This is a genomic window from Clostridioides difficile ATCC 9689 = DSM 1296 (genome assembly GCF_001077535.1).
Classification (GTDB): Bacteria; Bacillota; Clostridia; order Peptostreptococcales; family Peptostreptococcaceae; genus Clostridioides; species Clostridioides difficile.
The window spans coordinates 3010122-3036030 of record NZ_CP011968.1; the positions used below are offsets into that span (position 1 = coordinate 3010122).

At 31.9% G+C, this 25909-nt stretch carries 19 protein-coding genes, 1 tRNA gene and 2 rRNA genes; 8 read left to right on the top strand and 14 right to left on the bottom strand.

Annotation, left to right across the window (positions count from 1 at the left end; all coding sequences use genetic code 11):
- Positions 1 to 137: 137 nt before the first annotated feature.
- From CDIF1296T_RS14340 to CDIF1296T_RS14350, 3 genes are all read right to left on the bottom strand, one after another.
- Positions 138 to 212: transfer RNA gene (locus tag CDIF1296T_RS14340), tRNA-Thr, on the bottom strand.
- Between the two features lie 95 nt (positions 213 to 307).
- A 23S ribosomal RNA gene (locus CDIF1296T_RS14345) occupies positions 308 to 3205 on the bottom strand.
- A 188-nt stretch (positions 3206 to 3393) separates the two neighbouring features.
- A 16S ribosomal RNA gene (locus tag CDIF1296T_RS14350) occupies positions 3394 to 4896 on the bottom strand.
- Together the 16S and 23S rRNA genes with 1 tRNA gene alongside form the textbook arrangement of a ribosomal RNA operon.
- Positions 4897 to 5272: 376 nt before the next feature.
- On the opposite strand from CDIF1296T_RS14350, the gene pdaA reads away from it, so the two are divergent.
- On the top strand, positions 5273 to 6211 hold the full coding sequence (pdaA, locus tag CDIF1296T_RS14355) for a delta-lactam-biosynthetic de-N-acetylase (protein ID WP_009897898.1): 939 nt from the start codon (positions 5273 to 5275) through the stop codon (positions 6209 to 6211).
- A gap of 371 nt (positions 6212 to 6582) precedes the next feature.
- Here the strand turns inward: pdaA and CDIF1296T_RS14360 are convergent, their stop codons facing one another.
- The 7 genes from CDIF1296T_RS14360 to CDIF1296T_RS14390 all read right to left on the bottom strand — a co-directional run bounded on the left by CDIF1296T_RS14360 (position 6583) and on the right by CDIF1296T_RS14390 (position 14744).
- Positions 6583 to 7956, bottom strand: coding sequence for a membrane protein (locus CDIF1296T_RS14360; RefSeq protein WP_018112601.1), 1374 nt, complete (start codon positions 7954 to 7956; stop codon positions 6583 to 6585).
- A 165-nt stretch (positions 7957 to 8121) separates the two neighbouring features.
- Positions 8122 to 9444: a sensor histidine kinase HexK gene (gene hexK, locus CDIF1296T_RS14365; protein WP_004454160.1), complete on the bottom strand. Its 1323-nt coding sequence runs from the start codon at positions 9442 to 9444 to the stop codon at positions 8122 to 8124.
- Positions 9437 to 10141, bottom strand: coding sequence for a response regulator transcription factor HexR (gene hexR, locus CDIF1296T_RS14370; RefSeq protein WP_003426384.1), 705 nt, complete (start codon positions 10139 to 10141; stop codon positions 9437 to 9439). Before hexR ends, hexK begins: the two co-directional genes overlap by 8 nt.
- 182 nt (positions 10142 to 10323) lie before the next feature.
- Positions 10324 to 11388, bottom strand: a complete 1065-nt coding sequence (gene hexF / locus CDIF1296T_RS14375; protein ID WP_009890975.1) for an aminohexosyl-hexosyldiradylglycerol biosynthesis protein HexF — start codon at positions 11386 to 11388, stop codon at positions 10324 to 10326.
- A 2-nt stretch (positions 11389 to 11390) separates the two neighbouring features.
- A complete protein-coding gene (gene hexD, locus CDIF1296T_RS14380; RefSeq protein ID WP_009890976.1) occupies positions 11391 to 12089 on the bottom strand; it encodes a polysaccharide deacetylase HexD in 699 nt (232 codons plus the stop codon).
- Positions 12080 to 13177 (bottom strand): monogalactosyldiacylglycerol synthase HexS, encoded by a 1098-nt coding sequence (hexS, locus tag CDIF1296T_RS14385; RefSeq protein ID WP_004454156.1) that lies wholly within the window; start codon positions 13175 to 13177, stop codon positions 12080 to 12082. The genes hexD and hexS overlap by 10 nt, the downstream gene beginning before the upstream one ends.
- A gap of 322 nt (positions 13178 to 13499) precedes the next feature.
- Positions 13500 to 14744 carry a serine hydroxymethyltransferase gene (locus CDIF1296T_RS14390; RefSeq protein WP_003422953.1) on the bottom strand — a complete coding sequence of 415 codons (1245 nt, stop codon included), beginning with the start codon at positions 14742 to 14744 and terminating at the stop codon, positions 13500 to 13502.
- Between the two features lie 327 nt (positions 14745 to 15071).
- Between CDIF1296T_RS14390 and CDIF1296T_RS14395 the strand changes: the two genes are divergently transcribed.
- On the top strand, positions 15072 to 15860 hold the full coding sequence (locus CDIF1296T_RS14395; protein ID WP_003422952.1) for a threonine/serine exporter family protein: 789 nt from the start codon (positions 15072 to 15074) through the stop codon (positions 15858 to 15860).
- Positions 15860 to 16333: a threonine/serine exporter family protein gene (locus CDIF1296T_RS14400; RefSeq protein WP_004454155.1), complete on the top strand. Its 474-nt coding sequence runs from the start codon at positions 15860 to 15862 to the stop codon at positions 16331 to 16333. Before CDIF1296T_RS14395 ends, CDIF1296T_RS14400 begins: the two co-directional genes overlap by 1 nt.
- A gap of 91 nt (positions 16334 to 16424) precedes the next feature.
- Here the strand turns inward: CDIF1296T_RS14400 and CDIF1296T_RS14405 are convergent, their stop codons facing one another.
- From CDIF1296T_RS14405 to CDIF1296T_RS14415, 3 genes are read right to left on the bottom strand one after another with little or no spacing between them, the layout of a single operon-like run.
- Entirely contained in the window at positions 16425 to 16865 is a 441-nt protein-coding gene (locus tag CDIF1296T_RS14405; RefSeq protein WP_004454154.1) for a SoxR reducing system RseC family protein, read from the bottom strand.
- A 14-nt stretch (positions 16866 to 16879) separates the two neighbouring features.
- The gene (locus tag CDIF1296T_RS14410) at positions 16880 to 17173 is read right to left on the bottom strand and encodes a metal-sensitive transcriptional regulator (RefSeq protein WP_003422948.1); all 294 of its coding nucleotides are present in this window, start codon (positions 17171 to 17173) and stop codon (positions 16880 to 16882) included.
- A gap of 42 nt (positions 17174 to 17215) precedes the next feature.
- Entirely contained in the window at positions 17216 to 17617 is a 402-nt protein-coding gene (locus CDIF1296T_RS14415) for a hypothetical protein (protein WP_003426410.1), read from the bottom strand.
- Between the two features lie 227 nt (positions 17618 to 17844).
- On the opposite strand from CDIF1296T_RS14415, the gene CDIF1296T_RS14420 reads away from it, so the two are divergent.
- From CDIF1296T_RS14420 to CDIF1296T_RS14435, 4 genes are all read left to right on the top strand, one after another.
- On the top strand, positions 17845 to 19965 hold the full coding sequence (locus CDIF1296T_RS14420; protein WP_009897907.1) for a sigma-54 interaction domain-containing protein: 2121 nt from the start codon (positions 17845 to 17847) through the stop codon (positions 19963 to 19965).
- Between the two features lie 224 nt (positions 19966 to 20189).
- Positions 20190 to 21356, top strand: a complete 1167-nt coding sequence (locus tag CDIF1296T_RS14425; protein ID WP_009897908.1) for a MalY/PatB family protein — start codon at positions 20190 to 20192, stop codon at positions 21354 to 21356.
- A gap of 24 nt (positions 21357 to 21380) precedes the next feature.
- On the top strand, positions 21381 to 22823 hold the full coding sequence (gene nhaC / locus CDIF1296T_RS14430) for a Na+/H+ antiporter NhaC (RefSeq protein ID WP_009897909.1): 1443 nt from the start codon (positions 21381 to 21383) through the stop codon (positions 22821 to 22823).
- 2 nt (positions 22824 to 22825) lie between these two features.
- A complete protein-coding gene (locus CDIF1296T_RS14435; protein WP_009897910.1) occupies positions 22826 to 23095 on the top strand; it encodes a hypothetical protein in 270 nt (89 codons plus the stop codon).
- A 75-nt stretch (positions 23096 to 23170) separates the two neighbouring features.
- Here CDIF1296T_RS14435 and CDIF1296T_RS14440 read toward each other — a convergent pair whose 3' ends face one another.
- Positions 23171 to 24598 carry a cell wall-binding protein Cwp14 gene (locus CDIF1296T_RS14440; RefSeq protein ID WP_009897912.1) on the bottom strand — a complete coding sequence of 476 codons (1428 nt, stop codon included), beginning with the start codon at positions 24596 to 24598 and terminating at the stop codon, positions 23171 to 23173.
- 371 nt (positions 24599 to 24969) lie between these two features.
- Between CDIF1296T_RS14440 and CDIF1296T_RS14445 the strand changes: the two genes are divergently transcribed.
- Positions 24970 to 25839, top strand: coding sequence for a LysR family transcriptional regulator (locus tag CDIF1296T_RS14445; RefSeq protein ID WP_004454143.1), 870 nt, complete (start codon positions 24970 to 24972; stop codon positions 25837 to 25839).
- Positions 25840 to 25909 lie beyond the last annotated feature (70 nt).

A 25909-nucleotide genomic window follows, 5' to 3' on the forward strand; every position in this document is an offset into this window, starting at 1 on the left:
CAATAATTTTAAACTGTGTCATCTTTTATACCTATAATTTATAAATTAGACCACTAAAAGTATTTAATACAAAATAACAAATACATCAAACAATAAAAAACAATAAAAAAAGACTATGCTAAAAACATAGTCTTTACTGGAGCTGGTGATAGGAATCGAACCTACAACCTGCTGATTACAAGTCAGCTGCTCTACCGTTGAGCCACACCAGCACACCTATTTTATTGTAAATTAGTAAAACTAATTTTTAAAAGTTAACACTCTAAAAACTACACATATATCTTAATGAATGAACATCAAATAAATATTGGTCAAGTCCTCGACCTATTAGTATCGATAAGCTAAATACATTGCTGCACTTACACCTTCGACCTATCAACCAGATAGTCTTTCTGGGGTCTTACCCTTGCGGTGGGAAATCTTATCTTGAAGTTGGCTTCGCGCTTAGATGCTTTCAGCGCTTATCCATTCCGTACATAGCTACCCAGCCATGCCCTTGGCAGGACAACTGGTACACCAGAGGTACGTCCATCCCGGTCCTCTCGTACTAAGGACAGGTCTTCTCAAATTTCCTACGCCTGCGACGGATAGGGACCGAACTGTCTCACGACGTTCTGAACCCAGCTCGCGTACCACTTTAATGGGCGAACAGCCCAACCCTTGGGACCTACTACAGCCCCAGGATGTGATGAGCCGACATCGAGGTGCCAAACCTCCCCGTCGATGTGGACTCTTGGGGGAGATAAGCCTGTTATCCCCAGGGTAGCTTTTATCCGTTGAGCGATGGCCCTTCCACGCAGAACCACCGGATCACTAAGTCCGATTTTCATCCTTGCTCGACCTGTATGTCTTGCAATCAAGCTCTCTTTTGCCTTTACACTCTACGTACGATTTCCGACCGTACTGAGAGAACCTTTGAGCGCCTCCGTTACCTTTTGGGAGGCGACCGCCCCAGTCAAACTGCCCACCTGACAGTGTCCCAAGACCAGATTCATGGCCTATGGTTAGAGTCCCAGTACTACAAGGGTGGTATCCCAAGGATGGCTCCGCCAAAACTGGCGTCCTGGTTTCAAAGCCTCCCACCTATCCTGTACATGTAGTACCAAGACCCAATGTCAAGCTACAGTAAAGCTCCATGGGGTCTTTCCGTCCTGTCGCAGGTATCCGGCATCTTCACCGGAATTACAATTTCACCGAGTCTGTTGTTGAGACAGTGCCCAAATCGTTACGCCTTTCGTGCGGGTCGGAACTTACCCGACAAGGAATTTCGCTACCTTAGGACCGTTATAGTTACGGCCGCCGTTTACTGGGGCTTAAGTTCACTGCTTCGATTGCTCTAACAGATCCCCTTAACCTTCCAGCACCGGGCAGGCGTCAGCTCCTATACATCGTCTTGCGACTTAGCAGAAACCTATGTTTTTGGTAAACAGTCGCTTGGGCCTATTCTCTGCGGCCACCTGATGGTGGCACCCCTTATCCCTAAGTTACGGGGTCATTTTGCCGAGTTCCTTAACAACAGTTCTCTCGCTGGCCTTAGGATACTCTCCTCACCCACCTGTGTCGGTTTGCGGTACGGGTACCTTTAACCTCGATAGAGACTTTTCTTGACAGTGTGAAATCAGCTACTTCGCTACTAAATTTCGCTCCCCATCACGCCCCAGCATTATCAAAGCGGATTTGCCTACTTTGACTGCCTCAATGCTTGGGCACACATAACCAACAGTGTGCTTAGCTTATCCTACTGTGTCATCCCTTCTCTCAAACGGTTATCGGTAGTACAGGAATATCAACCTGTTGTCCATCACCTACGCCTTTCGGCCTCAGCTTAGGTCCCGACTAACCCAGGGCGGACGAACCTTCCCCTGGAAACCTTGGGTTTACGGCCTGTGGGATTCTCACCCACATCTCGCTACTCATGCCAACATTCTCACTCCCATACTGTCCACATGTCCTTACGGTCATGCTTCAACCCGTATGGGAAGCTCCCCTACCCATCATTACTGATGCCGTAGCTTCGGTAGTAAGTTTTAGCCCCGGAAATCTTCGGCGCAGGATCACTCGACCAGTGAGCTATTACGCACTCTTTGAATGAGTGGCTGCTTCTAAGCCAACATCCTGGTTGTCTGTGCAATCCCACATCCTTTACCACTTAACTTACATTTAGGGACCTTAGCTGACGATCTGGGCTGTTGCCCTTTCGACTATGAATCTTATCACCCACAGTCTGACTCCCAAGTATAAGATGACGGCATTCGGAGTTTGATAGTCTTCGGTAGGTGCAATACCCCCTAGGATATTCAGTGCTCTACCTCCGTATCTCTCACCTTGAGGCTAGCCCTAAAGCTATTTCGGGGAGAACCAGCTATCTCCGGGCTCGATTGGAATTTCACCGCTACCCACAAGTCATCCCCGAGCTTTTCAACGCTCGTGGGTTCGGACCTCCACGAAATTTTACTTTCGCTTCATCCTGCTCATGGGTAGGTCGCCCGGTTTCGGGTCTACGTCAAGTAACTGAACGCTCAGTTAAAACTCGCTTTCGCTACGGCTCCGCACCTTAAGTGCTTAACCTTGCTACTTAACGTAACTCGTTGGCCCGTTCTACAAAAAGTACGCGGTCACACAAGAAATGTGCTTCCACAGCTTGTAAGTGCAGGGTTTCAGGTTCTATTTCACTCCCCTCCCGGGGTTCTTTTCACCTTTCCCTCACGGTACTATACGCTATCGGTCACTAGGTAGTATTTAGCCTTGGAGGGTGGTCCCTCCTGCTTCCCACAGGGTTTCACGTGTCCCGTGGTACTCTGGATCATATCTAAAGTCTTCTCGTTTAACATACAGGACTATTACCTTCTGTGGTGGGTCTTTCCAAACCTCTTCAATTACGATACCTCTTCGTTATGATATGTCCGCAACCCCAATAAAGAAAACTTTATTAGTTTGGGCTAATCCGCGTTCGCTCGCCGCTACTTACGGAATCGAATTTCTTTCTCTTCCTTCAGGTACTTAGATGTTTCAGTTCCCTGAGTTCCCCTCATTAAGCTATGTATTCACTTAATGATACTTAGACATTACTCTAAGTGAGTTTCCTCATTCGGAAATCTTCGGATCAAAGTTTACGTGCAACTCCCCGAAGCTTATCGCAGCTTATCACGTCCTTCATCGGCTCCTAGTGCCAAGGCATCCGCCCTGCACCCTTAATAACTTGACCAGTTAAAAAGGTTTGATAGATTAGAAGCTATCAACTTCGATAATTTTAAAAAGTTATCAGCTTTATATATTACAAATTAGATGTCATATCACTAAATATATATGCAGTTTTCAAAGTGCTAAAAGTGCTAATTTTGAGTATTCGTAAAAACGAACCCTCAAAATTAAACAGTAGGTAATTCTCCTTAGAAAGGAGGTGATCCAGCCGCACCTTCCGATACGGCTACCTTGTTACGACTTCACCCCAGTTATTGATTCCACCTTCGACGACTTCTTCCAAAAGGTTAGATAATCGGCTTCGGGCGTCTCCAACTCCCGTGGTGTGACGGGCGGTGTGTACAAGACCCGGGAACGCATTCACCGCAGCATTCTGATCTGCGATTACTAGTAACTCCAGCTTCATGTAGGCGAGTTTCAGCCTACAATCCGAACTGAGAGTAGCTTTAAGGGATTAGCTCCACCTTACGGCTTGGCAACCCTCTGTACTACCCATTGTAGCACGTGTGTAGCCCTAAGCATAAGGGGCATGATGATTTGACGTCATCCCCACCTTCCTCCAGGTTATCCCTGGCAGTCTCTCTAGAGTGCCCAACTTAATGATGGCAACTAAAGACAAGGGTTGCGCTCGTTGCGGGACTTAACCCAACATCTCACGACACGAGCTGACGACAACCATGCACCACCTGTCACCAATGTCCCCGAAGGGAACTCTCCGATTAAGGAGATGTCATTGGGATGTCAAGCTTAGGTAAGGTTCTTCGCGTTGCTTCGAATTAAACCACATGCTCCGCTACTTGTGCGGGTCCCCGTCAATTCCTTTGAGTTTCACTCTTGCGAGCGTACTTCCCAGGCGGAGTACTTAATGCGTTAGCTGCGGCACCGAAGGGGGTAACCCCCGACACCTAGTACTCATCGTTTACAGCGTGGACTACCAGGGTATCTAATCCTGTTTGCTCCCCACGCTTTCGTGCCTCAGCGTCAGTTACAGTCCAGAGAGCCGCCTTCGCAACTGGTGTTCCTCCTAATATCTACGCATTTCACCGCTACACTAGGAATTCCACTCTCCTCTCCTGCACTCAAGTCTCCCAGTTTCAAGAGCTTACTACGGTTGAGCCGTAGCCTTTCACTCCTGACTTGAAAGACCGCCTACGCACCCTTTACGCCCAGTAAATCCGGATAACGCTAGCCCCCTACGTATTACCGCGGCTGCTGGCACGTAGTTAGCCGGGGCTTCCTCCTCAAGTACCGTCATTATCTTCCTTGAGGACAGAGTTTTACGACCCGAAGGCCTTCATCACTCACGCGGCGTTGCTGCATCAGGCTTTCGCCCATTGTGCAATATTCCCCACTGCTGCCTCCCGTAGGAGTTTGGACCGTGTCTCAGTTCCAATGTGGCCGATCACCCTCTCAGGTCGGCTACTGATCGTCGCCTTGGTAAGCCGTTACCTTACCAACTAGCTAATCAGACGCGGGTCCATCCTGTACTGGCTCACCTTTGATATTCAAGAGATGCCTCTCAAATATATTATCCCGTATTAGCATACCTTTCGGTATGTTATCCGTGTGTACAGGGTAGGTTACCCACGCGTTACTCACCCGTCCGCCGCTCTTTACCGAAGTAAATCGCTCAACTTGCATGTGTTAGGCACGCCGCCAGCGTTCATCCTGAGCCAGGATCAAACTCTCAAATAAAAGTTTATCAGGCTCAGATACTATTGTTATCAAAATATCTGGCTTTATGGTTTGTTTCTTGTTTTATAAATTAACCTACTGTTTAATTTTCAAAGTTCATTTCATTCAATTAACTTCTTTGTGCTTGTTATTTTGTTACTTCTTGTTGAGCACATTTATTATAATAACATCTTCTCATAATATGGTCAACTATTTTTTTCATTTTTTTTTAAATTTATTGATTATTCACCCTTTGTCATACTATTGTGACTTTATTTTTAAAGATATAACTATTATTAATAGTAATTTCCAATTATAATAATACTATATGCAATTGTAATTAATCATATAATCATTATTATATGCAATTATTATTAATTTAGAAAGGAGCTTCAAAATGTTTAGAAAAGTATTGCATTATTTAACACTACTTTCTATTTCTATTTTTTTTATTGTTGGATGTTCAAATTCACAAAACAATCAAAACGAAAATCAAAATAAGGAAACACAGTTACAAGAAGATAAGGAAAAAATAGATAGTGGTAAAGATACTTCCAATGTAATAGTTTCAGACGGAACAGATAAACCATCAAAAGCCACTACTAATAATGATAATAATAAATTAGATGTATCTTCTTTAGATAACACTACTCTTGATTGGTTTTATATACCAAACAATAAGCATAAAACACCAGAAGTAAATACGGACATTGAATTTAAATTTTCTGACTATGATGCCCTATACAATGGACCTACAAAAGATGGTCAAAAAACACTATATCTTACATTTGATGAAGGTTATGAAAATGGATACACTACAAAAATACTCGACACTCTAAAACAAAATCAGGTTAAAGCAGTTTTTTTTGTTACAGCTCCATATATAAAAGAAAATAAAGATTTAGTAAAAAGAATGGTTTCTGAGGGACATATAGTTGGAAATCATAGTAAAACCCATCCATCTATGCCAACAAAAACAAGCAATCTAAAAAACTTTAATGACGAATTATATGATGTTGAAAAGTTATATAAAGATGTAACTGGGAAAGATATGGTTAAATTTTTTAGACCTCCTATGGGAAAATACTCAGAAAAAAGCTTGGCAATGACTAAAAATTTAGGATACAAGACTGTATTTTGGAGTTTTGCATACAGAGACTGGGATACTGATAAACAACCATCACATGAAGAAGCAACGCAAAAAATAATGGATAATCTACATGATGGTTCTATCTTGTTACTACATGCAGTTTCCAAAACTAGTACAGAAATTTTAAATGATTTTATATCAAATGCAAGAAAACTAGGATATGAATTTGAACTCTTGGAGTATTAATATTTATAATTACATCTAAAGTCTACAAACTAATATAGTTAATATAATATAGGTTATAAAATAATAAATTAAAATTAGAATTTTTGTTTGGTGATAGTATAGGTAAAAACTTGTGATAGCTTATATATGTTGGTGGGACAGGGCAATAAAACATCAAAAAATTTGGCAAGATATTAAATATAGATAACAGTATTTTAGATGTTATATTTAGATGTTATGTATAGTATAATGAAAAATATTATTTTATTAAAGAATACTAATAAAAATATCAATAAAAATAGATGTATGGCTTAGAATTAGTAAAACAATTATAATAAATTATAGCTACACATCTATTTTTAATTTATACAATTAAAGATTTATTCGATTTATTAAATAATAAACATTGCTACTATGGTTGTTACAACCAATCCGGTTATAACTGGGACAAAGTTTCGCTTTGCCAATTCTATTGGACTAACTCCACAAATTGCCGATGCTGAAATAAGACCCCAAGGAACTAGACAGCCTCCACCTACCCATATACCACTGATTTGTCCTAATGCAGCTAGTGCACCAACACTTGCATTTATAGCAGTTCCAAATACAGAGGCAAGTGAACCAACTAATGAAATCCCAGAAAATCCAGAACCATCAAGCCCAGTTATTGCTCCCACTACAGTTTCTATACCTGATACGGCAAATTTATTAAGTGGTATTGTTTGAGAAAGAGCTATGCCTATATCTGATAATAAACCTTGTGAACCTGGTGCTAATACTTTTCCAAATACACCTGTCAATGGTGCAACTTCACCCATATAGAAAAATGCTGCTATTGGTATAATTGCTCCAAATATTTTTATCCCAAACACAAAACCATCAATTATATTCTCACATACATTTTCAAGACTATCTTTGCCAAAATTTATAACATTTATAATTATTATTAAAAATACTGCTGTTCCACCCAAAAGAGCTGATGCATCTCCTCCTTTTAGGTCAAATACATACATAGCAATTATATCAGCAAGAAATCCCAAAGCTACTAAAATAGTTGCTATTTTAGATTTTCCATTAAACTCTTCTACTTCTTCACTTTCAAAACCTTTTAGTTCTTCTCTAAACATTCCTTTGTTAATATCTCTTTTTAATGTATAAAATGCCATAGATATGGTTACGATTCCCATCACCCAAAACAAAATCATACCATCATTTATAACATATGATACTGCAACACCTGCTGCACCAGCTGTTATACTTGGAGCTCCTTGAATAACAAAGTCTGTAGATAAGGCAAGACCATGACCAAATAAATTTAATGCTACTGCAACACCAATTGCTGGTAGCCCAGCTCTCATAGCAACAGGTAAAAATACAGCTCCAACTAAGGCAACAGCTGGAGTTGGCCAGAAAAACCAAGAAAGAACTAACATAACAAATCCAGTTACAAAAAATGCTGTATTAGAATTTTTTATAACTCTCGAAAATGGTCTCACCATATACTGTATAGCATTATTGGCTTCTAGGGCTTTAGATAATGCAACCATAATAGCTATAATCAAGATAATTGGACCCAACTCATTTAAAGATATAATAAAAGAGTTAAACACTGCTGTTATAGCACCAAAAATGTTTTTTTCAAAGAACAACCCCATAAAAAAAACACCTAATATACATGGTACTATTGTATCCTTTTTCATAATCATAGTAATTAATATAATTACCATAAATAGAATGTAAATATAATGTGCTCCTGTCAAAACCATATTATTATGTCCCCTTTTTTTAAGATAATAATATTATATGGTCTTGTAAGTAAACTTGTTACTTGCCTAGAGGTACACAATATTGAACATCCCATAACTAAAGTCACATGCTTCCTGCTTCATAGAATTTTACATAAGCAATTACACAATATATAATTTAAATTTTTATGATTCTTTTGCTGGAATAGATATTTCAATAGCAAATTCTTTATCATCTGAATTTACATTTATGCTTCCATTATGATATGCAACTATTTTCTCACAATTCTTTATACCAATTCCAAAACTTTCTACATTCTTAGAAAAATTACTTACTCTATTTTTTTGTATAATTAGTAATTTAGAATCCTCTACTTTAATTAAAAATACTATAGGCTTATCTTTCCTAGCATATTTTATTATATTAGAACATAAATTATCAAATATCCTTCTAAATTGTGTAACATCTACATAAATATGATATTGGTTATAAAGTTCATTTTCTATTGTTATATGAAATCCTTTCTCCTCCAATGTATATGAACTATCTAAAAGTAATTGAAAAATAAATTCATTAGCATTTATTTTTTCATACCCTTTTGAAACTTCCTCTCCAGAATTAACAAAATGCGTAAAAAGGTCATCTGTTAAATCTTTTATTTGATATGCTTTAGACCTTACATTTTTTATGTATTGTTCCAATTGCTCAGGACTATTGTATTTATGGTCTTTAATCAAATCTAAATAACAAATTACTGACGTTAATGGAGTTCTAACATCATGTGATATCGAAGTTACTATATCTTTATTTTTATTCTTCATCTCCCTTTCTTTTATAAGTTGATTCTCCAATGTATGACTCATCTCATTAATACTAGATGCAAGTGATGATAATTCATCATTACCTTTTACTGGGATTCTATACTTTAAACTGCCACTCTCTACTATCTTTATACCCATTTCTATTTTCCTTAGGTACTTTATCTTTCTACTAAACAACAGTAAAAATGTTATAATAAATGTAAGTGCCATAAATGTAATAGAAATTGCTTCTATAAAATTTTGAAATCTAAATCTAAATAAAGCTACTACAACTATATTAGCTTTAATATCAGAAAATTGTATCTCATAGTTTCTAGCCATGGGACTGCTATAAAACTCATTTTCCTCACTCTTATCAGGTACTTCATTAGGATAGTATAATGTATCATAAAAAACCTTATTTCCTTTATATATCTTCATAGAAACAAACCAATTATCACTATTCCATTTTGCTATATCATCTCCATCATCTGCTCTTATACCATTGTTATTCACATAAGTTTGAAAATTATCCATAAGTTGATTTACTTCTCTTTTAAAATATACTTTCCCTTCTGATACATCTTTTACTATAGATTCAACAGCAGAGTAAAATGGTATATTTAAAATGAAAGCCACTGCAGCTGAGATTACTACATATATCAATAGTATAACTCCCAACTTAGATGGCTTAATTTTGTTAATCAATATAATACCCCTTTCCCCATGCGGTTTTTATATATTGTGGATTTTTTTGGTCTTTTTCTAACTTTTTTCTTAAATTTCTAATATGAACCATTATTGTATTATTTGCTGTATAAAAATACTGCTCATCCCAAATAGTTTCATATAAATTTTCAGACGAAAAAACTTTTTTTCTATTTTTCAACATAAGAATTAATATACTATATTCTATAGTTGTCAAAAACACAGGTTCTCCATTTAGTGTAACATCTTGAGTATCTAAATTGACACATAACTCTTTTGTTTTTAATATATTTGGCTCTCTTTCCTTTTCCTTTCCCTGGTATATATAATAACGTCTAAGTAGAGACTTAACCCTTGAAATTAGTTCAGAATATGAAAAAGGCTTTGATAAATAGTCATCTCCTCCTGCTGAAAATCCAATAACTTTATCAGAGTCTTGAGTTTTTGCAGTTAAAAATAATATTGGTGCTGTCGTTTTTTCTCTAATTTCATTACATGCAACAAATCCTGTTTTTACAGGCATTACAACATCCAAAATAATCAAATCAATCGTACTATCTACTAAGTTTACAGCTTCTTCTCCATTCGTTGCCATAATAACTTCATAACCTTCACCAGTTAAAAGTATTTCTACGATTTCCCTAATCTCAGGATTATCATCAGCTACTAAAATTTTTTTTGGAATCTCTTTATTCATCACCAAGCTCCTTTTTTTGCTATATTTCTTAAATATTTCAAACTATATAAAATATTATACTTTATTAGCAAAAGCTTAGCAATGTCACACGTTTTAATAGTTTCTACTCCTGTAAACATGTTTAAAGCTTAATTAAAATATACACACAAATTGACATATTAATAAAAATAATCTATATAATATTATCTTACATAAGCAACTTTTTTCACTGCTTTTACTTTTTCAGAAGATTTTACATGTACTACTATACATATCAATCCACTTATAGCTACAAATGCATAAAAACTTATCCCCCTACTAAGTAACATTGCCGGAACTAATAAGTGACCAGGGAAAAATATCTTAAATAATGTCATAAAACTATTTTCAGAAGCTCCAACAGCCCCTGGCAATGGTAATGAAGAAACAGCAATATTAAGCAAGGATTGTATCGCTAATATCTCAAATACAGTATATGTTGATAGATGAAAAGCTTTGTATACAAAGAAAGGAACTAAAAACATAGCTGTTATTTGTACAATAGTTATGACTAAAATTTGGACTACAAGTTTTGGATTCTGCTTTATATATTGAGCACCTTTAACATACTCTTCAATTTGAGATATTATAACTTTTCTTGAACTTTCAACATCTTTTATTATTCTTAACTTACCTAATAAATTTGTTATTGATATTATAAAATTGTTTACAAGTTTTTTTGAAAATATAATTGCAATTACTCCAATGACAAGAGCAACATTTGTTATTACACCATATATTAGTAAAATGTTCATACCACTTACATTATTTAATATAAACTCACGTTCCATAATGAACATTATTCCACTATATGCCAGTATAACTACTTGGTGAATAACAACAATGACTAATAGTATAAGTGAAGAATATGATATATTTATATCGTCTTTTTTCATATAATAAACTTGTGCTGGTTGACCACCTGATGCTGAAGGTGTAATAGAACTAAAATAAAATCCAATAAAAGCATATCCCATACATTTTAAAAGAGTAGTCTTTTGGTTTAAAGCTTTCATACCTAAGTATATATTTATACCTTCACAGGCAACATATATAAACATCATTGCAAATCCAATTAGTATAAACATAGGGCTTGCACCTTTTAATGATTTTATCAATGATTCAACTGACTGCCCTCTAAAAACAAAATATCCTGTTATGCCCATTAGTAAAACTAAAAAAGCTACACTACCTAGGCATTTATTTTTCTTTTCAGTTTTACTTATCATAACTACATCCTTTCTGGTGTTACGAACTTTAAACCACTGGCTTTAAGTTTTGGAATAGCTATCTTTAAAGCTTCAATAGTACGCTCAGGTGCACCTACTGCACCACCTGAATTTTCACCTGCATCATGTAAACAAATTATAGAATTTTCTTTTGTTCTACTCATTAACTTGTTTATAATAATGTCTACTGTACTATCTTTCTCCCAATCTTCTGCCATTACATCCCACAAAGTCATTTTTAGATTATATTTTTTAACAAATGAATTTGAAAATATATTAGTATGACCCCATGGTGGACGATAGTAGTTTACATCTACACCTAAATTTTTCATTATATTTGTACTTTCAATAAAATCTTTTTTAACATAACTATAACTATAAAGCCATGCATTTCTGTGTTCCAATGAATGTAAACCAACTATATGATTTTCTCTCAACATTCTTTTTATAATTTCAGGCTCTTTTTCAGCATTCTTTGCTACTACAAAAAACATAGCTTGTATATCATTTTCTTTTAACACATCTAGTAATTTTTCTGTATATCTCTTATCTGGACCATCATCAAATGTAAGTGCAATTTCATTTTCTCCAGCCATATTTTTTAATACCTCTTTATTTAATAGTTTATTATAGTATGTAGGTATAATTGAATGGACTAAAAAAATCAATGCAACAACGATAATTAAACCTACTACATACATTCTCTACACGCTCCTTGTTCATCAAGTGAAAATAAAATATTCTCTAAGGTATTATTATCAAATTGTTTTTTTAATTCTTTCATGTTACTGCTCATTTCTTTAAGAGTAGCATCATCATAAATTAAATCTTTTATCTCATCTACATAGTATTTTTTATTTTTACCAAGTATTCTCCCAATTTCATTATTTAATATAAAACTAGCATTATCTATCTCTTGTTGTAAAAATGGATTAAATGCCAATATTGGAAGTTCTGAATAAATTGTTTCAAATAGTGTTATTCCACCTGGTTTAGAAATAATAAGGTCAGAATCTTTCATATATTTATATACTTCATTGGTGTAACCTACTACCTCTATATTTTCATATCTACCATATAGTTTATAGTACATTTTTTTATTATTACCAGTTATTACAGTAGTTTTTACTCCTTCTAAACTATTTAATTCTTTGTAAAATTGTTCTGATTTAGGCAGTAATCCTAATCCTCCACCCATTATAAGAATATTTTTTTTAGTTGAATGATTTACATGTTCTATTCTTTTAAATTCTTTTTTTACTGGAATACCATTAACTTTAATCTTAGATTCATCTATTCCTTTAAAAACAAGTTCTTCCTTAGTAGATTTACTAGCTACTAAATAACAGTCTGTATTTTTACTAATCCATTCTGAGTGACTACTTATATCAGTTATACATGTTATTAAAGGAAGATTTGAGTTATATTTTTCCTTATATCTTGATACTAATTGAGAACAAAATGGAAAAGTTGAAATAACTACTGTTGGTTGTACTTCATGAAGTAATGTATCTAATTTATTTAAAAAATAATCTGAAAAAGTAAATTTTATATCTTTCTTTCCATTTTCAGCACATTTATAAAATAAATTATAAAGACTACTTCCCCGATTTACAAGAATAGAAAAAGTCTTGTACATTTTATCTGAATAGTTAGGCATAATGTACTCAAATATATCTTTAATTATTATTTCTGAATTATCAAATTTTGCTTTTATATCTTCACTTAAAGAATTTGATGCTGAGTAATGACCCATACCAAATTTTCCTGTAAGAATTAATACCTTCATAAGATTCCCTCCTCGTTAAAGCTTTTCTTTTCATGTGATTACTATACTTATAAGTATAGACTTTAAATCTTTAGAAAAACCTAGTATAATTCTTAAGAAATCTTAAAGTTTTAATTAAAAAATACAAAGAGACCATCTAAAAATAGAGATAACCATATTTTTTATTATTTAAATAATACAAATATGTTCGATTCCATACAAAAAAGTGCCTCATAAACTAAAAAGTTCATTTTGAGACACCTTTTTTATATCTAAATATATTCAAATACATACACAATCATTGTAATTATTTAAATGTATTTTATTTAGTTGTTCTTTATAATTAATCCATAATATTATATTCTTCATATAAAGGATATTTTTCAGTTAAACCAACAACCAATGTTCTAGCCTTAGATTCTTCATCATAAGTTAAACATAGGTCTATAGCCTCAGCGATTATTGCCATATCTTCTTCTTTCATACCTCTAGTAGTTACAGCTGGAGTACCAAGTCTTATTCCACTTGTAACAAGAGCACCATTTGGGTCAAATGGAATTGTATTTTTATTAGCTGTTATATAAGCATCATCCAATCTCTTTTCTGCTGCTTTACCAGTTATATTTTTATTAGTCAAATCTAATAGTATTAAATGATTATCTGTACCTCCAGAAATCAATTTAAAATCTCTTTTAATAAGTTCTTCAGCTAAGGCTTTTGCATTTTTAGCAACTTGTACCTGATATTCTTTAAACTCATCACTTAAAGCTTCTTTAAAGCAAACTGCCTTAGAAGCAATTATATGTTCAAGAGGTCCACCTTGAATACCAGGGAATATTGCTTTGTCTATGTCTTTAGCATATTTTTCTTTACAAAGAATAACACCCCCACGAGGTCCTCTTAAAGTTTTGTGAGTTGTTGTTGTAACAAAATCAGCCACTTCACATGGATTTTGGTGAAGACCAGCAGCCACAAGACCTGCTATATGAGCCATATCTACCATAAGCAATGCTCCAACCTCATCAGCTATCTCTCTAAACTTTTTAAAATCTATTTCTCTAGGATATGCACTTGCTCCTGCAACTATCATTTTAGGTTTTACTTCATGTGCTATCTTTCTAACTTCATCAAAATCTATAAGTCCACTGTCTTTATCTATACCATATTCATAAAATTTATAATATTGACCAGAAATATTAACTGGAGCACCATGAGTTAAATGTCCACCTTGAGATAAATTCATTCCCATAACAACATCACCTGGTTTTAACATAGCAAAATATACACCAATATTTGCATTTGCTCCAGAATGAGGTTGAACATTAGCATGTTCTGCTCCAAATATTTTTTTGATTCTATCTATTGCAAGAGTTTCAACTTCATCTATGTATTCACATCCACCATAATATCTTTTGCCTGAGTAACCTTCTGCATACTTATTTGTAAGATGACTTCCCATAGTTTCCATTACTGGAACTGATACTATGTTTTCAGATGCTATTAATTCAATATTTCTTTGTTGTCTTTTTAACTCTCTTTTCATACTTTCATAAATCTCAGGGTCCGCTTTTTTCAAGTTCTCAAACATATTACTCCTCCTAGTTATTATTTAAATTTTATTTTTACAGACATTTCATAATTTTCGTTTTTATCAATATGATAATTTATTATTATAGTCCTTTACCAATTAATAGTCAAGTGTTTTGCCATTTTTCCATATTTAACATAGTTACTTTCTTTATTTTTAAGTTAAAATATAATAAATAATATTGTCTAATTCTTTTAATTGGATATAATTTAAATGTGACTATTTTGAAACAAAAAAAAGATAATATATTTATATAGATATTAAGGAATATTACTTAAAAATTTGATATAATTTCAATATTACGTTTTTTAATTTGGAGGTGTATTTATGAATCAAAATGAGGAACTTGAATATAAGAAAAATATTCTAAAACTAGCTCTATTTGTAGGGGAACTGATGATAAAAAATGGAGCTGAAACATCTAGGGTTGAAGACAGTGTCCTTAGAATATGCAGGTCAAGAGGGTTTTATCATGTAAATATTTTTACAACTCCTACAGTAATAATTATTTCAGATGAGAAATTTGATGGCTTTTCGTTTATGAAAACGATTCAATCAAGAGGTATAAACTTAAATAAGATTTCTTTATTAAACAGTTTTTCTCGAGAATTTGTTAGTGACAAAGAGTATGATATTGATAATGCCATTGCACGTCTTTATGAAATCCAAGATGTAAAACCTTATCCTTTATGGTTATTTTACTCTTGTACAGGAATTGCATCTGCTTGTTTTGCTTGTTTGCTTGGAGGGAATTATGTATTAAATTTTATACTTACGTTTATAATAGCAATCTTTGCTGCAATTACTTATGATAAAACGATGAAGATAAGTGCAATATCTGCATTTTCCTGTTTAGTATCTTCTTTTTTAATTGCACTTTCAGGAGTTCTACTAGTTGAAATAGGCATTTTAGATGACCCTAAAATGCTTATAGTCGGCGCTATAATGCCACTACTCCCAGGAGTTGCTTTTATAAAAGCTATTAGAGATTTAATATCAGGGAATTTAATATCAGGAATTTCTCGTGCTTTTGATGCTGCTATGATTATTATTGCAATTGCTTCTGGAGTTGGTTTTGTCCTTGATACATGGTATAGAATAGGAGGTCCTTTCTAATGACTGATATGTCTATGATTTTGCATTTTTTATTTTCAGGTGTTGCAACTGCTGGATTTGCTGTTTTCTTTAATGCTCCACTATATCTACTTCTTCCAGCTGGAGTAACTGGCGGAATTGGTTGGATTGTATATGTTTATTTATTTAATTTTACTACAAATGCAGTTTTTGCAGGTTTTATCGCTGCTGCTTTGGTCTCAGCGTGCAGTGAGACTTTAGCAAGAAAACTAAAGCAACCAGCTATTGTGTTCGTAATTCCAGGTATTCTTCCTCTAATACCAGGAATTGGGCTATATAATACAATGTTGTCTTTGATTCAGAAAAATTATTCTTTGGCTATGTCAAAAGGTACAGATGCGCTATTTCTAAGTGCTGCAATAGCACTTGGTGTATTAGTTGTAACTTCTTTTGTAAGAACATTGAATCTTTTGAAAATCAGAAAAAACTTTATTCCTTACAGAAAATCAAAATAAAAATATAAAAATAGCAATGTACTTAAACTCTACAAATACGTATTGAGTATTTATTTAAAAAGCACATTGCTATTTTTTAATTATAATTATCTTAAAGATCAATTAATATTCTTGTTATTACTGGTATAAATTCTCTACTGTCTCTAAATTTTTTGTCATTCTTCTTTAAGTATAAATAACAGATTATTGTAAGACAAATTCCAACTAATCCACTTATGGCTTCAACTCCAGTTGTCATTCCAATTGCCCCCAATATATAATAAGTCCCTATTGTTCCTACAAGAAGTGCTATAAGAGGTATTATATAAGCCATTACAGCTGCTTTTAATACATTCATATTATCCATACTCACTTCTACATGGTCACCAACTTTTGCACCAATTGTGTTGTCTACTTCTACTAATATTTCTTTTGACTCTGCTGAATTTGTAGTAGCACATTTTCCACAAGCAGCACAAGCTGAATGTCTTTGCATTTTTAACTTTGCAGTTCTATCATCAACAATTTCCATAATAAATCCTTGTTGATTCATAACTAACCGCCTCCTTATTTTGTAAATTTATTTATAGTATCCATAAGCTCTTTTATCATCTCTTCAGTTTTATCAGCATCATCATGTTTAATGCTTTCTGCTACACATCCTTTTATATGATTCTCTAAGATAATTGTGCCTACTCTATTTATAGCAGACCTTATAGCAGATATTTGAACCAATATATCAACACAATAACGTTCTTGTTCCACCATCTTTTGTATACCCTTAACTTGACCTTCTATTCTTTTTAATCTTTTTATGAGAGCTTCCCTCTCATTGTTTGGTGCTAATTTTCTTTCTTCCATAAACTCACCTCATACTCTAATGATGTCTTATACAATTATGCTCTACTTACCAACTTGTTTAAAATATAATACAGTTATTATTACTATAAATGCCAAAATTGATATTGCAATAGACCTACTTTGATTCTTAGTTTGTTCCATACTTAACTTTCCATTCATCTTAAATCCTGCCAATGGGAATAAAAATATAACCAGTGCATCAATTCCAAGTACAACTTGGGCTGCAATAGTCCATTTACTCAAAAAGCAGAATATTCCGCCCACACCTAAAAGAACCTCTAATATATTTATAAACTTATATGTAGGTTTTTTTGCTATATATTCTTCAATTTTTTCCTTACATTCTGCACGACATGGATATATATTCATATTGTCATCATATTTTATAGCTAATTTATTATTTGGTGACTTTATATCCCTATTACAGTAAAGACATTTTTTCATTTTATATTCTCCTCTAGTCTTCCTTAAAAAATTTTGCCTAAATTATTATACGCTCTAATACTATTATACCAAATAGATACAAAAAACAAAAATAAAAGGAATAATTTTAGCTACTTCTTTTACTTCAATGTGTAGTCTATAATAAATTTATAATAATAATTAAATAATATTATTTAATTTAATTATTATGTAATCTAAAATAAGTCAAATTTGTATGAGAGGTTAAAATGAAACAAATGGAATTAGCTATTGTAAGTTTAAAAAAAGACGCTGGAGAAATTTATGAAAATCAAATAAGGCAATTCTTAGGTGATAATCTAAAGATAAATTTATACTCATTTGAAGAGGGAAATTTAAAGTTTTTTAAAGAAAAACTTATACTCCTATCTGCTTATTTAAAATATGATGAAATAGTAAAATTATCTCACTATGATGCTCAAATCATTGTTCCCAAGTTGACATTTGAAAAGAACAGTATTGATATGATATCCAAATTAGAAAAAGATAAAATTATTTATGTATATAACTTAAGTAAAGATATGGCAATAGAAACAATTTCTTTAATACATAGATTAGGAATAGACAATATAAATATCCTGCCCTGCTATCCAGAGATTGAGTTTACTCCCACAGATGCTGTAATCCTAACTCCTGGCGAAAAAATCTTGCCTAAGTTTAAAAATTGTGAAGTTATAGATTTAAAATACAGAATAATAGATTTAAGTTGTATTGTTGAAATTGCTACAAAAACCAAATTAAAACATCTAATAAAAGATGACCTAATAAAAAAATACGTAGAAAAAATAATTCCTACAAGTTATAGTACAGGTGAGTTATTGTTAGATGCAAATAAGTTTGAAAGACAATTTGATTTGTTACTATCTATAATTGATGATGGAATTATATGCACAAATAACGATGGAATAATTCAATTCTATAATCATATGGCTAGAAAAATTTTGTCTATAAATGCAAATGAAATGATTGACTCATTTGTTGGTGATTGCATAAAAGACATCAATTTTCAAAGCATATTGACCAATAAAACTCCATTTTTTGAGAAATTGATTAAAATAAATCATATTGATATAAATTTAGAGATTAAACATATACAATTAAATGTATTTGATGGATTTATACTAAAGATGACAAAGTTTTCTCAATTAGAAAAAAAGCAAGCTAAATTAAGAGCACAACTAGTAAACTCTGGTAATATCAGTAAATACACATTTGATGACATATTAGGTTCTAGTATACAAACTATTAATACAAAAAAAATTGCTAATAAAATGGCTCAATCAAATTCATCTATCCTTATAATTGGTGAAAGTGGTACTGGTAAAGAATTATTTGCTCAATCCATTCATAGTGCTTCTAGGAGAAAAGATGGTCCTTTTGTCGCAGTAAATTGTAGTACTTTTCAAGAAAATCTACTGCAAAGTGAATTATTTGGCTATGATGAAGGGGCTTTTACTGGTGCTAAAAAAGGTGGGAAAATTGGTTTATTTGAATTAGCCAACAATGGAACTATATTTTTAGACGAAATTGGAGAAATGGATTTAAATTCTCAATCTAAATTACTTAGAGTCATACAAGAAAAACAAGTACGACGTATTGGTTCTAATAATGTCATTGACATTGATGTAAGAATAATTGCAGCTACTAATAGAAATTTAAAAGAACTTGTATCTAAAAATATGTTTAGAAGAGATTTATATTTTAGGTTGAATGTTCTTCCCCTTAAAATACATCCACTTAGGGAAAGACCTGCTGATATATTTGAAATTTTTGGTTCATTAAAATATGATATTCCATGTAATTTTATTCTAAGTGAGGAAGTAAAAGAAATCTTTAAAATGTATAGATGGGAAGGAAATGTAAGAGAATTAAGAAACTTAGGAGAATACTTCTGTTACTTGGAAAAAGATATTATAGAAATATGTGATTTACCTGAATATATATTGGATACTATAGATTCAAATTATAGTAGAACCGTTTGTAATAAAGTAAGTGATAATATAAAAAAGTATCAATTCAACATTGGCAAAGACAAAAACATCATGGAATACGACTATAATTTTAAAAAGTCACTAGATGAATACATATTTATATTGGATAATTTAAAAAAGGCTTATGATTTAAAAGAAAGAATAGGTAGAAAAAGCTTATGTAAAATAGCTTTAGAGGAAAATAGATTTTTGACAGAACAACAGATTAGAAATATGCTTTTAGAACTACAAGACTTTGGGCTTGTAGACATACTTATTGGTCGTGGAGGTTCAATTATAACATCAAAAGGAGTAGAATTTCTAAAAAATATAAATAGGTCTAACAAGTTAAACAGTTAAACCTATTTAACCTATTTAATTACATTTTCATATATTTAAAAATTTATTAGAAATAACCTTTTCCACAAAGTTTTAAGTATAATTAATATTTTTATCTTATCTATGCTCTGAAATTACTTAATATTAAATATTAACTTGTGAATAAATATTTTTTATTATCAATATTGGCACGTTGTTTGCTTAATATTATTAACATAAAATTAAAATTACTGGAGGTATTTACAATGAATTATAATTTTAATGAGATTGTTGATAGAAGCAATAATTTTTCATCTAAATGGTCAGAAATGGAAAAAAAGTATGGAACTAATGATTTACTTCCTATGTGGGTGGCTGACATGGATTTTAAGGCTGCACCTTGTATAATTGATTCCTTAAAAAATAGACTAGAACAAGAGATTTATGGCTACACAACAAGACCAGATTCTTACAATGAATCTATAGTAAACTGGCTAGATAGGAGACATAACTGGAAAATAAAAAGTGAGTGGTTAATTTATAGTCCAGGTGTTATCCCAGCTATAAGTCTTTTAATAAATGAACTCACGAAAGCAAATGATAAAATAATGATACAAGAACCAGTTTACAGCCCTTTTAATAGTGTTGTAAAAAATAACAATAGAGAACTAATTATAAGCCCATTACAAAAACTAGAAAACGGAAACTACATAATGGATTATGAAGACATTGAAAACAAGATTAAAGATGTAAAATTATTCATACTTTGTAATCCTCATAATCCAGTTGGTAGAGTATGGACAAAAGATGAATTAAAAAAACTAGGAGATATTTGTCTTAAGCATAATGTAAAAATCATATCTGATGAAATACATAGTGACATTATATTAAAAAAACATAAGCATATTCCTATGGCATCTATTTCTAAAGAATTTGAAAAAAATACAATTACTTGTATGGCTCCAACTAAAACTTTTAATATAGCTGGTCTTCAATCATCATATGTAATACTACCTGATGAAAAAGACTATAAATTGTTAGATGATGCCTTTACCAGAATTGATATAAAGAGAAATAATTGCTTTAGCTTAGTTGCAACTGAAGCTTCATATAATAATGGTGAATCTTGGCTAGAATCATTTTTAGAATATTTAGAATCTAATATAGATTTTGCTATAAAATATATAAATGAAAATATGCCAAAACTTAAAGTTAGAAAACCAGAAGGTACTTATTTATTATGGGTAGACTTTAGTGCACTTGGATTAAGTGATGAGGAACTAGAAAGTATACTTGTACAAAAAGGTAAAGTTGCTCTAAATCAAGGAAACAGCTTTGGCATTGGAGGAAGTGGGTATCAAAGAATAAACTTAGCTTGTCCAAGAAGTATGCTTGAAGAAGCTCTTATAAGAATAAAAAATGCAATTAACTAAAAATATTTAAGGAGAATTTGCACTATGAAAATGAATACAGAAAGAAAAATACCTTCATTTAGATATTCCTTGTTAGTAATGCTTGCAATAATAGCTCTAACATCAGTTGGTATAGTTGTATTTAATGCTTCTATAACTACAATGTTTTTACTTTCATGGCTTATAGTAGTTCCTGCAGCCATGAAACTTGGTTATACTAATGATGAAATAGAAGCTTTTGGATTTGAAGTTGGTAAAGATGCCTTTCAATCAAACTTAATTATACTTTCTGTTGGTGTACTAATAGCAGCTTGGATAGCTGCTGGTACAATACCAACAGTAGTATATAGTGGACTAACAATAATAACCCCTAAATATTTTCTGCTTACAACATTAATCGTATGTTCATTAACTTCTGTTGCTACTGGTACATCTTGGGGGACTCTTGGAACTTCTGGTATAGCAATGATGAGTATTGGTACTAGTATGGGTATTCCTCTTGGTTTAACAGCTGGTGCAGTCATTTCTGGTGCTTTCTTTGGAGATAAGATGTCACCTCTATCAGATTCTACAAACTTAGCTGCAGCAGTTTGTAAGACAGATGTAATTACACATATGAAGCATATGTTTTATACCACAGGACCTGCATACGTAATATGTATAGTTCTGTATACAGTAATTGGATTTAAGTATTCAAATAATACTATAGACTATGTTCAAATAAATCAAATCAAGGATGTATTAAATTCAAACTTTCATATTGGTTTAGTAGCAATGATTCCAATAATATTTTTATTATTACTTTTATTGCTACAAAAGCCACCCATTATATCTATACTAAGTTCAGCTATCATGGGACTTATTATAGCAGTATTTCAAGAAGGAGAAAAAATAGGTGATGTTTTAAATTACATGCTATCAGGATTTACTATAGATACTGGATTTGTCTATGCCGACAAACTATTAAATCGTGGTGGAATAATGAGTATGGCTGAAACCGTTTTACTAGTATTTGTAGTTTTCGTTATTGCTGGTATTCTCCAAAAAACTGGATTCTTAGAAGTACTGCTTCAACCTCTTATAACTAAAATAGGAAAATCAAGAACTAAATTGGTTGGGTCTACTTTTGTAGTAAGCTACTTTGCAAATGCATTTAGTTCATCAATGATGTTCACTTCTGTATTTGTCGGAACTCTAATGTCTCCAATATACAAAGAATTTAAATTAAAACCACAAAATCTATCTAGAATTATAGAAGATACAGCTACACTTGGTGGTCCATTAATACCATGGAATTCAAATGCTGTTTTCTGTGCTCAGACCCTTGGTGTAAGCCCACTAGAATTTATTCCATATTGTTTCTTAAGTTGGATTACACCTATAATTTCATTTATTTATGGTGTAACTGGTTTTACTATGCTTACATACACAGATGATGAAATTGAAGAGTTAGAAATATTTGATACTGCTCAGAGAAGAGTTGATTGAATATGAAATTTGAATACTATTACTTAATTCAGGATATTGCAGGTATATTATTGGCATTTATAGGACTTAGAATGTCTATTATTGGATTTAGGATACTTTCTATGAAGGGGCTTTCTATAAATACACTTTTAATTGTAATTAAATACTGCTTATTTACCATAGCAGGACTGAATTTATTAATATCTAAGTTTGGAATTAGACACTGGATTTGGAGTGTTTGTATGTTGATAATATCCATAATAATAAATCCCAGGATTAAGGTATCAAAATAGAAATAGTTATTAGACTTAAATTTTTATAAAAAAACTGCTTTACAAATTAAAGCAGTTTTTTATTGTTACTTATAATTAAATAACTGGTGTATCAGATAAGTAATCATTACTTACATAACCATATCCACCATTATACTTTATTTTTACCCATCCAGTAGCAAACATTTCTATTGTTTCTACTTTGCTTCCATATGAAAGGTGACCTATCTTTTCATCTTCTGTACTTGGTCCTTTCCTAACATTTAGACCATCTTTTTCTTTTACATACTTTATTTTTATATTTTCATTACTATTATCAGGCTTATTATTTGTCAAATAAGACCCACTAACATATCCAATACCTTCATTGTATTTTATTTTTACCCATCCAGTTTTTAACACATCTAAAACTTCTACTTCATCACCATTATTTAGATATCCTATAACAGAAGCTTCTATTGTAGCATCATTTCTTATATTTACCTTATCTGTATTAGTTACATACATTACTCTCTTATTGTTACTATTTGCCTGTAAATCTTTTAATTCTTTAAATGCATTTTCATTTCCTCCACTACCAACTTGAGTTATAGAGGTAGCATTTTTATTCGAAAATACACTCTTTTGTGTTGCACTTAATTGTTCTCCTACGATTAGTACAGGAGAATTTTCTTTTGATGCTAGTACTCCTACTGCTAGAGCGTCTATAAGTTGATTTTGATTTTTCATTCCATCCTTAGCCACAAATACATTGTTTAATTTATTAGATGTATAAAACTTTTCTATTACTTTACCATTAGTTTCATTTCTATCTGCTCCACCTATTCTTTCTGAATTAGGTAAACTTTGTTTTATTTTATCTGATACAGCATTAGTAGAGCCTATTATGTATGATTTATTTATATTCTTAGATTCTATAAAATCTTTAAAGCTAGATATACCAGATGCATCAGATACTGGAAGTATAACCATTCCATTAGTAGCAGCTACAGAAGCTATACTAACTGCATCTGCAAGACCTGTGTACCCATTTACTACAGCTATTTCTGATATATCTTTTAATCCTTCTATTTTTTTAGCTATACTCAAAGCTGTTTGGTATCTATCACTACCACCAACTCTATCAGTAGTTAAATTATTAGATTCTAACTGTTTTTGCACATCATTTGATATAGAACTAGATAGACCAATTATATAAACTTTTTTAACGCCTAATCTTTTTAATTCTTTCTCAGTTTGTGAATTTAGATCATTTTTTTCTGTCAATAATATAGGAGCATTTTTTAATTTAGCAAATGGTGTTACAGCTAATGCATCTACAATAGATTCACTATTTACAACTACAGCCTCATTTGCACTACTCCATCCTTTTTTACTTACTTCAACAGCAGTTTGATATCTATCCTGACCTACTAAAGTATTCTCAACTGTTGTTCTACTTATTTCATTTGCATATGCTACTGGTGATAAGCTTAAAACTAGAGATAAGCACAGCATTGATGATATTGATTTAGTTAATTTCATCTTGACTCCCCCTAAAATTATAGTATCTAAATGTTTCCTATTTAAAATAGTATAACATAATAATTTAAGTAACATCATTATTATAAAATATTATTTTTCTTATCTAATAAGCTTTTATTCTTACTTGACATTAATACTTTGCTCATCAAATGAATTTTTTATATAACTAAAGTTTGTAACAACATTTCCTTAGTTAATCATTTAAAGTTACTTTTTTTAATTAGATTATGTACAAAATATAAATAACAATTTAAATAACTTTTTAATATATTGTAGTTTATTATATAAACTTTATATTATAATGTATAATGTGGAGTTGATTATAAAATTGATATAACTCAAGTCATATTAAAAGAGGTGTATTTTATACTATGGATTTATTGCATCTTAAGTATTTTCAAACTGTTGCTAGAATGGAGCACATAACAAAAGCATCACACAAGTTAAATATAGCACAGCCAGCTTTAAGCAAAACTATATCTTCCTTAGAAAAAGAACTTGGAGTTCAGTTATTTGACAGAAAAGGAAGATATATTGTTTTAAATGAGTATGGAAGATTGTTTCTAAAAAGAGTAGATAGCATTTTAGATTTAGTAGAAAGTTCAAAAAAGGAGTTACAAGACACTTCTTTAGAAAATTCAGGAGAAGTAAAGATATTATCTCCTGCAGCGGCTAATGTGTTACCATCACTTTTGAGTAATTTCAGAAAACTATATCCCAATATTACTTTTAATGTGTCACATACTTTGCCATCATCTTATAAAAAAAGTGATTTTGATTTGTACATATCTTCTTCATTTACAAAGCTAAACTCAGAAAATAGCATAACTTTAACATGCGAAGAAATACTATTAGGAGTTTCAATAAATCATCCTTTATCATTAAAGGATGAAGTATATCTAAGCGAAGTTTCAGATGAAAACTTTATAGTTATAACGAAGGGTGAGAATTATAGAGAGGTAATTGATATCCTGTGTGAATCAGCTAATTTCAAACCCAAAATAGCATTTGAGTCTGATTCACCATATACAATTTATGCTCTTATAAAATCACTTCAAGGAGTTGGATTTATATGTGGAAAATCATGGGGATTATCTCAAGACCCTGAGATTAAGTTGTTACATATCAAAGATATTGAATTTAAAAGATATTTAAATCTTTCATGGTTTAGCGAAAACTATGAATCTAAAGCTGTGTTGTTGTTCAAAAACTTTCTTATCAACTATTTTAAAAATATTTAAATCAAAGTTGATAATATTAAAGAGGATATATCAAAGTATAATAAATTTAATCTTAATATTGATACATCCT